This window comes from Candidatus Aminicenantes bacterium, from assembly GCA_026393795.1.
GTDB lineage: Bacteria > Acidobacteriota > Aminicenantia > UBA2199 > UBA2199 > UBA2199.
This window is the reverse complement of the sequence record JAPKZL010000300.1, coordinates 1-9,763: the sequence shown is the minus strand read 5'-3', so window position 1 is coordinate 9,763 and position 9,763 is coordinate 1. Positions and strand designations below refer to the sequence as shown.

Annotated in this window: 10 protein-coding genes and 1 tRNA gene; 6 read left to right on the top strand and 5 right to left on the bottom strand. The window is 51.5% G+C overall.

Features of this window, described 5'->3' with window-relative positions; translation table 11 throughout:
- Positions 1-135, top strand: a 135-nt coding sequence (locus tag NTW95_14720; protein MCX6558661.1) for a DDE transposase, incomplete at its 5' end; no start/stop codon positions are given.
- A 209-nt stretch (positions 136-344) separates the two neighbouring features.
- Here NTW95_14720 and NTW95_14715 read toward each other — a convergent pair.
- Positions 345-1,628 carry a hypothetical protein gene (locus tag NTW95_14715; protein MCX6558660.1) on the bottom strand — a complete coding sequence of 428 codons (1,284 nt, stop codon included), beginning with the start codon at positions 1,626-1,628 and terminating at the stop codon, positions 345-347.
- 253 nt (positions 1,629-1,881) lie between these two features.
- Entirely contained in the window at positions 1,882-3,438 is a 1,557-nt protein-coding gene (locus NTW95_14710; GenBank protein MCX6558659.1) for an alpha/beta hydrolase, read from the bottom strand.
- Between the two features lie 228 nt (positions 3,439-3,666).
- On the opposite strand from NTW95_14710, the gene NTW95_14705 reads away from it, so the two are divergent.
- Entirely contained in the window at positions 3,667-4,125 is a 459-nt protein-coding gene (locus tag NTW95_14705; GenBank protein MCX6558658.1) for a hypothetical protein, read from the top strand.
- A gap of 59 nt (positions 4,126-4,184) precedes the next feature.
- Here the strand turns inward: NTW95_14705 and NTW95_14700 are convergent, their stop codons facing one another.
- Complete coding sequence (locus tag NTW95_14700; GenBank protein ID MCX6558657.1) at positions 4,185-4,883, bottom strand: hypothetical protein; 699 nt, start codon at positions 4,881-4,883, stop codon at positions 4,185-4,187.
- Positions 4,884-5,028: 145 nt separating this feature from the next.
- Here NTW95_14700 and NTW95_14695 point away from each other — a divergent pair.
- The 3 genes from NTW95_14695 to NTW95_14685 all read left to right on the top strand — a co-directional run bounded on the left by NTW95_14695 (position 5,029) and on the right by NTW95_14685 (position 6,579).
- A tRNA-Arg gene (locus tag NTW95_14695) sits at positions 5,029-5,090 on the top strand.
- A 146-nt stretch (positions 5,091-5,236) separates the two neighbouring features.
- Entirely contained in the window at positions 5,237-5,599 is a 363-nt protein-coding gene (locus NTW95_14690; GenBank protein MCX6558656.1) for a DUF3592 domain-containing protein, read from the top strand.
- Positions 5,600-5,898: 299 nt separating this feature from the next.
- Positions 5,899-6,579, top strand: a complete 681-nt coding sequence (locus tag NTW95_14685; GenBank protein ID MCX6558655.1) for a hypothetical protein — start codon at positions 5,899-5,901, stop codon at positions 6,577-6,579.
- Positions 6,580-6,838: 259 nt separating this feature from the next.
- Here NTW95_14685 and NTW95_14680 read toward each other — a convergent pair whose 3' ends face one another.
- On the bottom strand, positions 6,839-7,231 hold the full coding sequence (locus NTW95_14680) for a hypothetical protein (GenBank protein MCX6558654.1): 393 nt from the start codon (positions 7,229-7,231) through the stop codon (positions 6,839-6,841).
- A gap of 267 nt (positions 7,232-7,498) precedes the next feature.
- Here NTW95_14680 and NTW95_14675 point away from each other — a divergent pair, with 267 nt between their 5' ends.
- Positions 7,499-8,605, top strand: coding sequence for a Xaa-Pro peptidase family protein (locus tag NTW95_14675; protein MCX6558653.1), 1,107 nt, complete (start codon positions 7,499-7,501; stop codon positions 8,603-8,605).
- Positions 8,606-8,618: 13 nt separating this feature from the next.
- On the opposite strand, the gene NTW95_14670 is transcribed toward NTW95_14675, so the two are convergent.
- Complete coding sequence (locus NTW95_14670) at positions 8,619-9,062, bottom strand: DUF3795 domain-containing protein (protein ID MCX6558652.1); 444 nt, start codon at positions 9,060-9,062, stop codon at positions 8,619-8,621.
- Between the last annotated feature and the right edge of the window lie 701 nt (positions 9,063-9,763).

The following is a 9,763-nucleotide window of genomic DNA, read 5'->3' as shown; positions in this document are numbered from 1 at the left end:
AAATTCCATGGTGTGTCAAAAGAGAAGTTTCCTTTTTATCTGAAGGAAATGGAGTTCCGTTACAATCATCGGCATGAAAGCATCTTCCATTTGCTTTCCAGTTATGTTACAAAATCAGTGCAAGATCTTTTATAATTACCTAATTTTATATATTATCGTGTATATTATTATTCGTGGAATAAATAAAAGCAAGTCGACGCCCAGGATGGCTTCGCCATCTTAATCGGAATTTGTGATTTGGAAATGATGTGATCGAAATCGGACTTGGCGATGGGACCTATTATGCGGGATTGCTTTTCGTTGTGAAGCCCGTGCCGATGATCGCCGCTGAGCGGCCCGCCTTGCTAGTCTTTGATGTGATATTTGAAATCGTGGGGCATGAGCCGCCGGTAACGGTGAATCACCGCCGTGTCGCTGTCGGTATGACCACAGGAGTTGCCCACACGGACCCAGTAGCCTGTCGTTTGGTGGACCGAAAATGTGGTGAAGCTGTTCGAGCTGGTGGAAGACGTCGTGTACGAGACCACGCCGGCGCCGACCGGCGTGCTCGTATCACCGCTCGCACCTTCGTACCATTGGTACGTGAACGGTGTGACGCCTGACGCAATCACTGTCAACGTGGCCGTCGAGCCGCCCGCGATCATCTGGCTCGCTGGTGGGGTCGTGATTGACGGTGCCGTACACGGGAAAGAGAGAACGGACACCGAGTTGTCGTCGCCATTGGTGACCCACATGTTCAATCCGTCGGAAGCGACGCATTGCGGTCGCTTGCCGACGCTGTACGTTCCCACCAGGCTGCCATCGCTGGCCCGATGTTGGCTGATGGTGTTTGGACCTTGGTTGGACGTCCAGATGGACGCGCCATCGAAAGCGATCCAGTTCGGAGCGAATCCAGTGGGATAATTGCCCACAATTATTCCGCTGTCAGCATCTATCTTGGCGATGGTATTTGCCGTTGCGCACGTGATCCACATATAGTTGCCGTCAAAAACGATGGCGTAAGGGAAGCCCAGGGTCCACGTGCCGACGATCTCGCCCGTGCTTGGCCTGAGCTTGACGACTTTGTCGTCTCCGGTCACCGTGACCCAGACATAGGCGCCGTCGAAAGCGACAAATCGAGGATGCGTCCCCAAGGGAATGGTCTGCACCACGGCACCGGTGCTGGCCTGAAGCTTGACGACGCTCCCCCCGCCATAATCGGCCACCCAGACGTAGGTCCCGTCGACGCCCAGCCCGTCAGGCATCACGCCGATCTTATAGTTGCCGATGAGGGTTCCCGTATTGGCATCGATCTTGCTGACCGACCCTGTCCCGCAGTTCGTGACCCAGATGCTGGTTCCGTCAAATGCCAGATACTGTGCCCCGGGTCCGGTGGCGAGGGTCTGCAATACCGTGCCCGTAGCTGCCTGTATTTCGCATACATCGCCACTGATCTCATTGGCGACCCAGATATGAGTGCCATCAAAAGCGATGCCGACAGGACCTCTTCCCACAGGAATGGCCTGCATGGGATTCGGTACCTGCGCGCCGGCCGGAATCGCTGTGCCTGCCAATAGGCTGATCCCTATCAGAACGAAAAAGACTCGCGACATGAGGAAATGACCGATAGGGAAATCAATTTGTCTCATGATGGTATTATAAGAATGACTTGAAGAAAATACAACATCCGGCCCGAGGCATTCTGCATGGCGTCGCGGCGGAAGGGAGCGCCGCCTACGCCGGATACCCCTACGGCAGTTCGTTTATTTCAGGTTTTCCGGATTCAATCCCAGAAGCTTGTGGCTTGGCCGGGAACCAGGCAAGGAACAAACAGCACCAGCATGACAATAATACTCAATTTTTTCATTGTTTCCCTCCGTCTAAAGATCAGAGTCACTCCTGCTACTTTTTGACCTGATTGGCTTCGAGCTTTTTCAACTTCTCCACGGCGCTGGTATTTTCGTGATTAAGCTCCAGCGACTTCCTGTAGTTGGCGATGGCACTTTGCTTGTCTCCCGCGGCCGCTTGCGCTTCAGCCAGGCTGTCATAGGTATTGAAGCCCTCCGGATACATCGCCACATTGAGCTTGAAGACGGAGATCGCCTCGTTCAATTTCTTTTTCTGCATGAGTTGATATCCCCAGGTATTGATCTCCTTCTCCGGGAGCTGGAAACCTGGATCCTTCGCCTTTGCTTCCCGCCAGATCGTGATGGTCTTGTCGAACCCCTGCTTGGCAAGTTCGCGACCGAAATCGGAGATGGTGGGTGCAGGACGCAGTGCAGGACGGGATTGCACGTCGAGTTGGTGCCGCGGAACGCCGTTCTTCTCGGGGGAATTCTTCAGGAACTCGCGCGCGGTTCCATCATTCTTGATGTATGCGTTCAAAAATTGCAGGACATAACGCACCATCCAGCCGTGGCTCTCGCTGATCTCCGTGGCGGTGTAATCTGTGAACTGCTTGTCAGGGCGGAAACGGATGAAGAGGGACGAGAAATCCTGGTGCTCCATCCCGTTGAACAAAACAAAGTGGAAGTCGCTGTACTTGGCCTCATTGAGGAAACTGGTGGACAGGTCAAACTTGAACTGGGTCAACTCCTCGAGCGTTTCGCCCCGAGACGCAAGATACAACAACGGCACGGTCAGCCGGCGAGGGATCACGTACTTTGCTTCCTTGAGAAATTCGTTGCCATAGCGGATAGAGCCGTCCAGACAGACCAGCGCCGTGATACGGTCGTCCTGCATGAAGGCGAAGACGTTGGATATGCCCCCCCAGCTGAAACCCACAACCGCGATTTGGGACATGTCGGCTTGCGGAATGTTTCGCAGGTATCCGATGAGAAATTCAATATCAGCCGCTTGCGCCTGAATGCCCAACACATCCTGTGTCATGAAACGCGAGTGGGGCCCCATATTGGGGCTGGAGACTACGATGTAGCCATTGCTTGCCAAGTATTCGCACAAATCAGAGTTCTCAAATGAGGAGGCGCTGAAGCTCGGGGCATAGATGATGACAGGGAACTTGCCGGAGACGGGTTCGGCTTCCCAGAAGGCTTGAGTCGGTTGCACTCGCTCGATGTCATACTTGTCCTTTAGTTTTCGCACCTCAAGTGCGGCCTGCAAAGCGGCGGCCTTCTGCGCGCTACCGCCGCCGAAGTTCTCTTCAGTTGCCAGCAGTTCGACATACCTCCCGTACGCCATCGGTTGCACCGACTTGTCCGGCTGCGCGGGGTACCAAATCAGCGTCTGAATTGGGCGGGCGCGCTCGCCCGTGACCGGCTTCCCCTCCAAGTCGAAGGCAGGCTTATACACACGCGAGTAGTCATACTGATGTACGACGCGGAAACCGACCGGGTGTGGCCCGAAGGTCACGCCGAACGTGAAGTTTGATTGGTCGGCACCAAAACCAAGCGTAACAGTAACAAGAAAGACAAAAGGAATGATGCAAAAAAGTTTTTTCATTTTACTCCCTCCCCCAAAAAGCGACGATTTTATCCGTCTCCCCATCTCCGCCGGGCTTTCCCTACCGGCATCCGTAGGAAAACTGACCGACAGCAAAAATCAATTTCCCCTATGCGTGCATTTTGAGCGCAGTTATCCGAAATGTCAATTTTCGAAATGCAAGGTTAGCCTGTACCTCTTTTTGACATCTTTTTTTCTTTTATTTATCATGCTCTTTCAGGAGGGGAGATGCGCTGGAGATGGCTGGCGCTGGCTTTTGCAGTAATGCCGATTTTAGCAGGCTGCTCGTTCAGTCGTCGCTGTATTGTTTCCGAAACGGATGCAGCTAAGCTCGCCCCCTTCATCATGCCCGGGCCAGCGGACATTGGCCGCACCTACAGGATGCGTGGATTATTGCTGACGAGCTGGGAGGAAGCCTTCATCTACGCAGCCGATCCCGGTGAACAACTAGAAGGCCCAAATGAAATGAGGTATTGCTTCAGAATCGATGACCCGTGTGTGCGGCGTGCGATACAACGCCTGACAAAGCCGTCATCTCCTCTGCTCGCAAGATACTGGCATGGCGGAAGTGTGGACGCGGTCGTCGAGTACCTTGGCAAATCGTCGAATTCAGATTGCTGGCTTGGCGAGGTTCGAATTGTTAGAATCATCTCAATCCGTCCGCTGGCGGCTCGGGTTCGGCGCTGAGTGAGTCCGCAAAAGACTTGCTGCTCTATTGTTGACGGGCCAGCGCTGCAATCAATCCATCAATCGTCTTCAGCGTCCCCAGTCCGTTTCAAGGGGAAACTATCGTAGAAGATGTACAGCTTGCCCCCACGGACAAGCCAGAACTGGTCGGTGATGAAGTCCGAGACCATGGGGTCGACCTTGACCGTGATCTCATTGGCCTTCGGGTCCCTGATCTCCCAGAAGGCGCTGATCGTTTTCGTGGGATCCATGAAAACATACAGCATTCGTGTTTGGCACAAGCATCGGGGGAGAATCGCGATGCCATTTTCATCGGTCAATGCGGATTGCTCCATACTGGGGCAATCGTTCCCCTCCAATCCGTGCCAGCAGTTCATTTGCACCTTGATCTCTTTCAGAGGCATGCCGTTCATTAGGTTCTCCACCTTGACCTGGAGATCATTATGTTTGTCGGAGCAGGACAGGCGAATGGGGTAGCGGTCGGGCTGCTGGAAGGTGTTGACCACGATCAGTCCCTGATTGTCGACGAATTTCCACCGCCCCTGCACCTCCAAAGGCGTGCCGAGGCTTGGCGGATCCTGCCTGGTGAACGTGCCGTCGGAACGGATGGTAATGCCCCAACCGCCCGGGTGTGAATATCTCCCGGATATGTCGTTCCTGCTTCGCAGGGCTGATGCGCAGCCGGCGTTGAGAATGGCGGCGGCTAGGACGGCGATGCATGAAACGCGTCTTGAGGCCATCATCCCCACGTTTTTCATTTTATCCTCCGGATCCGATTATACCTCAATATCACTTCGATGAAAAAATGGGAACGGCAGGTTGATTCCTGTATTTGTTCGTCAACCCGGATCAAGTTTACAAGTTTTACCTTGCCGTCCCTTTTAAGGCTCAACAGGTACCCTTAGCGCATATGATAGAGCGGCTGATTTCTAATCAGCAGGCTGCAGGTTCGACTCCTGCCGGATGCGCTCGTCAGTAAAGCGTTTCAGGATTTTTTCGATCTCCAAAATATCTCATTGGTGCCATTTTGGTGCCAGTAGGCTATAATCAACCCTAGGCGCGAGTTCTTACCTATTGGTTATTGGAAGAAAACGATTCAAGGAGGATTAGGATGAGGGTTGCAAAAACGACAGCGGTTGTTGTCATGATCTCAGCCCTGTTCGGCTGTTCGGTGATTACCAGAAAGATCGACAGGATGACCGGCTACAGCCAAGCGCAGGAACTGGAGCAGACCGGCCAACCTGCAGAAGCAACGATCCTGAAAATCCGGGACACCGGAATGACGGTGAATAACGATCCCGTCGTGGACTTCCTTCTGGAAGTAAGGCCGGAGAGCAAGAAAGCGTATAAAGCGGAGACCAGGATGCGAATCTCACGCATCGAGATCCCGCAGTTTCAGCCCGGAGCGGTGGTGAAGGTGAACTATGATCCAAACGACCCGTCGCGGGTTTCTTTTGATCTCAATAGCCATTAACCGGGGGTTGTTTGAGGGATTAGGGACAGAACCTGACCTTGGTTCGTTTAAAACAAATTTATATGGCGTCCATTTGGTGTCCATGAACAATAGTTGATGCCCGAAAACGCAAGCAAATGCCATACAATGACAAACACAATAAAAAAACCCGAAAAGCCTTTTCCTGCTTGCTTTTCAGCGGTGCAGGCTGAAAACTTCTAATCAGCAGGATGCAGGTTCGAGTCACGCCGGTGGAGGTGTCAGGATAGCCTGCACCCTCTCTTTATTGGAAAAGTGTATAATTATCTCAGGGTGAGAGAATGAAGAATATTTTGATTTTTGCGGTTTTTCTCCTATTGCTGGCGGCCCCGTCGTATTCCCAGGATGAAAGCATGGCCAAGGGGAAAGCCATCCTGGAAAAAGCGGTTCACGCCATGGGTGGCAGCGACAAGATCAAGGCAATCAAAACCGTTATCCAAAAGGGTGACTGGATCGTAACCGGTACGACTTCATCGCTGGAAAGGATCACGACCTTCCCGGACAAATGCTCCAGGCAGACTGTTATCAGTCCCGGCGACAAGGTTGTCGTGGAAATCAAAAATGGTACGGGCACGATCACGAACTCGAAGGGCAGCGCACCTTTGGGTGATGATGCCACGAAAGATTTTCTGCGAACCATCCTGCGAGACCCGATCTATCTCTGGCAGAACCTTGGCCAATACCAGGTGCACTATGCAGGCGACAAGATATTCGCCGGGCATGACACCCATGAATTGCTTATCAGCGGTTTATCCATTTGCCGCTATTTCATCGACAAAGAGTCGTTCCAAATTATCGGCTGTCAATACACCATTGTATATCCGGGAGGCTCGAGCCTCATTGAAGAGCAATATTCAGATTTCCGCGCCGTTGCCGGCGTCACTTTTTCATTCAAAACCGTTCAGCTTGGCGACGGCAAGATCCAAATAAAAAAGAATTTCAGGGGAATCAAATGGGAATAATTGGTATTGCCAAAAACATAGTGTTGGTAATAGGAGAAATCATCTAGTGGCAATATCAAGCTCGACTGTGTCGAGCCGGTGCGCGTATTCCTCCAGAAAGTCGAACGCCTCCTTTTCCGGGTAGACGATCCCGCGCCAGGATACGTACTTCCAGCTGAGGTTCCGATGCGTGCTTTTGCCATGCCCTGATTACAATCGTGAAGTTCAGAAAGGTATTTGTTTTGTTGACAGTTTTGAAAACCCGCTCGCAATTGTTTCCTTATTCCATCCCAAATTTCTTTTGCATTACTTCTCTTGTCTTTCTGGTATTGAATTCGATATCGATAAAAACATGAATGAGATTCGAGAGCGCAAGTAAAATCAGAGAATAGGCAAACACGCTAAAAAAAACGACTAATGCATACAAGACCTGCTCATCCCCAACAAATTTGAGGGCTGTGACGATAGCAAACAATATCGAAATGTAAGCGAAAATTGAAAGCAAACCGGCTACTGTTCTCAAAGCACCATATTTCTTTTTTTCGTCTTCTTCGGATTTTTCCCCAATAGTCGGTTGAATTACCGCGTTTTTCTGGGTTCCACAGTTCCCACATTTAGCTTGACTGACAGAAACCGAGGCATTGCATTTAGGACATCTCCATATTTCGCCCATGTGAATACCCCCTTTATTGTTTTCCTTATGAAACCAATACTATGGCGAAGTTTTTTTGTCAACAACGAGAAACATCTGCCATTTGAGATAAGAAACAGCGGAAGGTCGAAATCCTGGCTCCGGGGGGATACCAGGATCGATCTAGGGCCGGAATCCTTGACAATGTCATCCAACGATAGGAGAATTCAATCTGAGATGGAGGAATCGGTGGATTGGCTTCTTTATCTCTTCCGCAGACGCAATCGTCATCTGGATTAGGAGGCTCACGTGACAAAATCCCGCTTTGATATACTCAACGCCTCGCTTCGCGCCTCAGACCTGGATGCGGTCATCCTGAATCCCGGTCCGGCACTGACACATCTGACCGGCCTCCGCTTCCACTTGATGGAGCGCCCGATCGTTTTATTTTTTGCGAAGGATCAAGATCCGGCCATCGTGCTGCCCGAACTTGAGCTGCCAAAGGTCGCTCAATTGCCTTACAAACTTCACGTGTTCGCCTATCCTGAAAATCCGTCAGAGTGGGATGATGCTTTTCGTAGCGCGGTACAGGCGTTGGGCCTGAATGGGAAGCATATCGGCGTCGAGCCGCGGCAATTGCGTTTGCTGGAATTTCGTTATGTCGAAACCGCCGCACCAAAAGCGAATTATCCCGATGCGAGCGCTGTGTTGTCCGGTTTGCGATTGCACAAGGAGCGGGCCGAAGTCGAGGCGATGCGTAAAGCCGTCCGCATCGCGCAATCCGCGCTCGAAGCAATCATCCCGCTGATCAAGATCGGCATGAGCGAAAAAGAATTATCGTCCGATCTGGTGTCTCGGTTGTTCCAGCATGGTTCCGAACCTGAACTGCCATTCAGCCCCATCGTTACCGGCGGACCGAACTCGGCCATTGGGCATGCGTCACCGTCTGAACGGAAATTGCAGGCCGGTGATCTACTCGTGATCGACTGGGGCGCGGCATACAATGGATACGTCTCTGACCTGACGCGCACCTTTGCCGTGGGCGACGTGGGCGAGGAATACCTGAGGATCCACAAGATCGTGCAGGAAGCGAATGCCGCCGGCCGTGCCGCCGCCATGCCCGGCGTTCCTTGCGCGAATGTGGACATCGCCGCGCGTGACCTGATCGAAAAATCCGGTTATGGGAAATACTTCACGCACCGCACCGGCCACGGCATCGGCATGGAAGGCCACGAGGAACCGTACATGCGCGGCGACAACATGCAAATCCTTGAACCCGGCATGGCGTTCACGGTTGAACCGGGCATCTACCTGCCCGGCCGGAACGGTGCCCGCATCGAAGACAATGTGGTCATCACCGAAACAGGCGCGGATGTGCTGTCCGATATGCCGCGCGAAATTCGGGTGGTCGGGTAACGCTGCTTAAAAATCAAGCGAACGGCTTTTGACAGTGGTTGCACTGCTGGGCATAGCGGTGCAGGAGCGCCCCGCAATGGGGGCACGTAAAACGTTTCTCCGTTTCCTTGACCCATTGCTCGGTCCCCAATTCCTTCCAGCGCGGCATGGCGGCCAGCATCGCCTGCCGCGAAATCTCGAACGGGAAAGCGCTGACATGATTGCATGGGAAATCTCCGCACTGATGGCAGGCTTCGAGACGCTTTTCGTTTGCGCACGCCCTGATGGCGCACGCCAGAGCAAATGGAAACGCTTTTTCGGACCGGCAACCGTCACAGGCCACCTGCTCGGGTTTTATTCCGAAGATCGGGGCCAGCTTTTCCTTGAGTTCCCGATCATCGTCGCGATCCGCCGCCCGGACCGCGCACACGCTGCAATACATTCCACAGGGCGACAGATATTCCTTTTTTACATTCATAAAATATTCTCCTTTAAATAAAATATTTCCGACGACCCTGGCCATCGATCATGCCGCTGCTTCTTGATCATCATTTCTTTCTATTTGACAAAAAAATATCACAGAAATAAACTAATTTCAATCAAGATAAAATCACCGCATTTTTTGCTGTAGTTGCGATTCGCCCCTCACCTATTATTTTCTAACAAATAAATGGAATACCCCGATAACTAGTAAGAGAAATAATCGAGTGGCAATATCAAGTTAAGTTGGAATGGAAATGAAATTATTGGCGCTATAATTTTCCAAGGTCAGTTGTTGGAAAATCATCTAGCGCCAATACACCATATTGACACTCTGATTTTCCCAAGTTTTTTAGTAGGGAAAATCAGCCAGTGTCAATATACCATATTGCCACTTTGATTTTCCTAAGTTCGTTGATTGGGAAAATCAACTAGTGGCAATATACCATCACTAAATGCGTTTCCAGCTTACCGAATTTGGAAACGCATAGTGATGGTATCATAGATGCGTTTCCAGCTTATCGAATTTGGAAACGCATAGTGATGGTATCACTAGATGCGTTCCCTATATTACCTAACTTGGGAACGCATAGCAATGGTGCGCATTGCCTCATCAAAAATCTACTTGAAGAGGGTATCGTTGACTCATATAATAATCTACCCGAAAGAAAACGCTTATGCAAGGACAGGTTTAGTGTA

What these genes read in the sequence shown, in the direction of transcription:
- NTW95_14700 (MCX6558657.1), bottom strand. Translation starts at nt 4,883, where the DNA reads ATGAAAAACGTGGGGATGATGGCCTCAAGACGCGTTTCATGCATCGCC.
- NTW95_14685 (MCX6558655.1), top strand. Translation starts at nt 5,899, where the DNA reads ATGAAGAATATTTTGATTTTTGCGGTTTTTCTCCTATTGCTGGCGGCC.
- NTW95_14715 (MCX6558660.1), bottom strand. Translation starts at nt 1,628, where the DNA reads ATGAGACAAATTGATTTCCCTATCGGTCATTTCCTCATGTCGCGAGTC.
- NTW95_14670 (MCX6558652.1), bottom strand. Translation starts at nt 9,062, where the DNA reads ATGAATGTAAAAAAGGAATATCTGTCGCCCTGTGGAATGTATTGCAGC.
- NTW95_14690 (MCX6558656.1), top strand. Translation starts at nt 5,237, where the DNA reads ATGAGGGTTGCAAAAACGACAGCGGTTGTTGTCATGATCTCAGCCCTG.
- NTW95_14705 (MCX6558658.1), top strand. Translation starts at nt 3,667, where the DNA reads ATGCGCTGGAGATGGCTGGCGCTGGCTTTTGCAGTAATGCCGATTTTA.
- NTW95_14710 (MCX6558659.1), bottom strand. Translation starts at nt 3,438, where the DNA reads ATGAAAAAACTTTTTTGCATCATTCCTTTTGTCTTTCTTGTTACTGTT.
- NTW95_14680 (MCX6558654.1), bottom strand. Translation starts at nt 7,231, where the DNA reads ATGGGCGAAATATGGAGATGTCCTAAATGCAATGCCTCGGTTTCTGTC.